Source organism: Streptomyces sp. Ru73, from assembly GCF_002920575.1.
Classification (GTDB): Bacteria; Actinomycetota; Actinomycetes; order Streptomycetales; family Streptomycetaceae; genus Streptomyces.
In genome coordinates, this window is sequence record NZ_PQSQ01000193.1 from 1 (window position 1) to 3,800 (window position 3,800).

Sequence of the window (3,800 nt, forward strand, 5' to 3'; positions counted from 1 at the left end):
AATTCGACGCCACCGTCCTTTGAAGTGTGACGTTGCCTGGGGCTGACGTTGTTGCGTGACCGGCGTGCTGTGCAGGTTGGGTGAGGTTCCCGCAAGGTGGTGGGCTGACGCCCGAACGGCAGGCGTTTTGCGGGCGGTCCGGCCGGAGGCCGCCGAGCGCCGTGCTGCCCGTGCCACCACCCGCACTCCGTACCTCACGCCTCCGGCGGCGCCCCCGCCGCTGCCGCCTCGGGCACCGCGCCAATGCGCGGACTGCCGCCCCTGGACTGCCTGGTTCAGCCGTGGAGGGTGGCGAGCCAGTCGGTCAGGAGGCGGTTGACCTCGTCGGGGCGTTCCTGCTGGATCCAGTGGCCGCAGCCGTCCAGGAGGTGGGAGGCCGACAGGCCGGGGAGGGTGGTGGGGTAGGCGTCGATGGCGTCGGACATCCAGGTGGTGGAGGCGTCCAGGGCGCCGCCGACGAACAGGGACGGCTGCTTGATCGGGGCTCCGCGGTGCGGGGCAAGGTCTTCCCAGTCCCGGTCCATGTTGCGGTAGCGGTTGAGTGCGCCGGTGATCCCTGTGCGCTCGAACTCCGTGGCGTAGACGTCGAGACCATCCTCGCTCAGCCAGGCCGGGAGGCCCCCCGTGGGGAAGCGGTCGCGCAGCCGGCCGCCGCCGCGGGTGACGAAGTGCGGGTCGGGCTCGCCGCCGGCGGGCATGGTGTCGGCGGACAGGGCCGCGTAGAAGCCCGCGAGCCAGCCCCGGACGTCGGGCTCGATCTCCGCCTCGGCGCGGCCGGGCTCCTGGAAGTAGGAGACGTAGAACTCCTGCTCGGGGCCGCCGATCTGGCCGAAGACGTCGGTGGGCCGGGGGCCTCCGGGCGGCGCGTAGGGGACGCTCAGCAGACCGACGGCGCGGAAGACCTCGGGGTGGAGCAGGGCGGAGACGGCGGCGATGTTCGAGCCCCAGTCGTGGCCGACGACCACCGCGTTCTCCTCGCCGAGGGCGCGCACGACGGTGACGTTGTGCTCCACCAGGTCGAGCATCCGGTAGGCATCGGTCGCCTCGGGCTTGGCGGAGCGGCCGTAACCACGCACGTCGATCGCCACCGCTCGGTGACCGGCCGCAGCGAGGGCCGGGAGCCGGCGGCGCCAGGAGTACCAGAACTCGGGGAAGCCGTGCACGAGCAGGACCAACGGGCCGGTGCCCTGCTCGACCAGGTGCAGACGCCCGGACGGGGCTCGGACAGTGCGATGGCGGAGCTCGGCGTCGGTTCGGGCTGCATGGGCTTCTCCTCGGTTCGTGGCGACGCGGCTACCCATCGATCATGCGGCGCGGCACCCGCCCGGCGCGATCAGCCTTGCCATCCTGGCAACCTTGCAGGACAGGGCGGTGGGCGGCACGGCAAGAGGGAGCGTGAGCAGGTGGCAGTCGACGACGTGGACGGCACGCTGGCCGGGATGGGGCCCCGGTTGCGGGCCGCGCGCGAACGCCACGGCGCGACCCTCGCCGGTGTCAGCTGCGCGACCGGCATCTCGGCCAGCACGCTGTCCCGGATGGAGACCGGCCGGCGCAAGCCGACCCTGGAGGTGCTGCTGCAGCTGTCGAAGGAGTACGGCATCTCCCTGGACGAGCTGGCCGGCACGGCCCCCGCCCCCGCGGCCAAGCCGCGCGCTGCGGCGCAGGGCGAGCGCCAACGGCTGCGCACCCCTCCGGCCGCTGCGCGCGGGACCGGTGACAGACAGGCTGCCGAGTGAGCAGCTGAGACACGCTGCGCACCTTGTGGGAAGACGACCACGCTGCTTCGTTCGGCCTCATGCGCCGCGTCATCCGGCTCCGCCGGTGACAACTGCTGAGCCCCAGACCGCCACGCGCCTCCAACGCGACCATCGCCGCGCGGACTCGTTCGCCGGACGAGAGGGACGACGAGATCGGCCGTGGAGCCCCCACACCCCGCTGGGAGACGGGACCGCCCTCCTGGGCGGCGCGGGTCAGCGCTGCGATCCGCGCGCAGCAGCTTGGCCGTCCGCTTGTCCGGGTTCGGCTCCGGGTCCGGGTCCGGTGGCCTCCTGGCACCCCGCGTGGTCAGTTGTTCGGTTGCCGCTGTCTTCCGGTCGGTCGCCTGCTGTTTCCGGGGCGTGCTCGCATCGTCGTGCAGCAGTTGTTCCTCGGCCCTGCCGGGCTGGGCCGGGGCGGTGTCCAGCGTGGCCGGTGACCGCTGCACCCGTTCGGCTCTTCGCTGCCGGTCGCGGCGGTTCGCGCCGCTTGCCGACGTGTTGCCGCGTCGAGCCGGCGCTCCCGCTCGTCGAGCCGACCCTCCCGCTTGTCCAGCCGGTCCGTCCGCTTGTCGGCCTAAGCCTTCCGCTCGTCGGCGCGCTGGTCCCGCCGGTCCGCGGCGCGGCCCCGGTCATCGGCGCGTCGCTCCCGCCGGTCCGTGGTGCGGTCCCGGTCATCGGTGGGGCGCTGGTGATGGTCTCCGTGGCGCGGACCGGTTATCGGTGGGCCGCTCGCGCTCGTTTCCCGGGTCGGCGTTCGTGCCCTCTGGTCGCTCGTGCTCGTTCCCCGGGTCGGTGTGTTCGTGCCCGCTGGCTTTCCGTACCCGTGATGAGGGTGTGCGCCGTGTCAGCTGAGGTTGATCATGGCGGTCGCCGGTCCGTGACGGTTTTAGGATGGTGAGGGTGATGGCAAGAACCGGTGACATCGAGAAGGCGGCTGGTGTGCTGCGCGCCGGCGGTCTGGTGGCCCTGCCCACCGAGACGGTCTACGGACTGGGCGCCAACGCCGAGGACTCCGCCGCCGTGGCGCGTATCTTCCAGGCCAAGGGGCGTCCGCCCTCCCACCCGTTGATCGTCCACATTGGCGGCGCGGAGCAGCTGGACGACTGGGTCCAGGACGTGCCGGCGACGGCGCGCCTGCTGGCCGAACGCTTCTGGCCGGGACCGCTCACGCTGGTACTGCGGCGCGGTCCCCGGGTGCCGCTGGAGGCGACCGGTGGCCTGGAGACGGTGGCGGTGCGCGTGCCCGACCACCCCGTCGCGCTCGCGCTGCTGTCGGCCTTCGGCGGTGGCGTCACGGCCCCGTCGGCCAACCGCTTCGGCTCGGTCAGCCCCACCACCGCGGACCATGTCCGTGCCGAGCTGGGTGAGGCCGTCGACTTCGTGCTGGACGGCGGCCCGTGTGAGGTCGGGGTGGAGTCGACCATCGTCGACGCCACGGGGGAGGTGCCGAGCATCCTGCGGCCCGGCGGGGTGACGCGCGAGGACCTCGAAGCGGTACTGGGGTGCCCGCTCGCGGTCCCCACGACCAGCCGGGTCCGGGTGCCGGGCCAGCACCCCTCGCACTACGCGCCGCGTGCGCGGGTCGTCCTGGTCGAGCCGGAGAAGGTCGTCGCCGAAGCGGAACTGGCGCAGGAGCTGGGGCACCGGGTGGGCGTCCTTCTGCCCGCCGCCCTGTCCGACGCCGCGGTGAAGGCGCACGCCGTGGTGACGCTCCCCGATTCGCTGGACGCCTACGCACGCGGCCTGTACGGCTACCTGCGCGAACTCGACCAGCAGGGCTGCGATCTCATCCTCGCCTCCCTGCCGGCGGAGCAGGGGCTGGGGCTGGCGATCGCCAACCGGCTCCGCCGCGCCGCAGGCCCCCGCCCGGCCACCGCGTAGCCCGTACCGGGTGCCGTACCAGGCACGAGATGGTGGGCCGGGGTCCCTCGCGTGTCGGGTGGTGGTTCGTGCTCACAGCCTCACGTGGGTGAGGAAGGTGGTGCGGCTGGGGCAGGTGGTGTGGGGGAGGTAGAGCGCGTGGAGGGGCGCATGGATGGGGGG

Annotated in this window: 1 protein-coding gene and 2 pseudogenes; 2 read left to right on the top strand and 1 reads right to left on the bottom strand. The window is 73.1% G+C overall.

Translation table 11 applies throughout. The features are described from left to right. Window positions 1–275: 275 nt before the first annotated feature. A pseudogene (locus C3486_RS36325) lies at window positions 276–1,264 on the bottom strand (alpha/beta fold hydrolase). A 139-nt stretch (window positions 1,265–1,403) separates the two neighbouring features. Between C3486_RS36325 and C3486_RS36330 the strand changes: the two are divergent. Next, window positions 1,404–1,661: pseudogene (locus C3486_RS36330) on the top strand (helix-turn-helix domain-containing protein); the annotation flags it as partial. Window positions 1,662–2,660: 999 nt separating this feature from the next. Continuing rightward, entirely contained in the window at window positions 2,661–3,638 is a 978-nt protein-coding gene (locus C3486_RS36335) for an L-threonylcarbamoyladenylate synthase (protein WP_258053210.1), read from the top strand. Window positions 3,639–3,800: the final 162 nt, after the last annotated feature.

What these genes read in the sequence shown, in the direction of transcription:
- C3486_RS36335 (WP_258053210.1), top strand. Translation starts at nt 2,661, where the DNA reads ATGGCAAGAACCGGTGACATCGAGAAGGCGGCTGGTGTGCTGCGCGCC.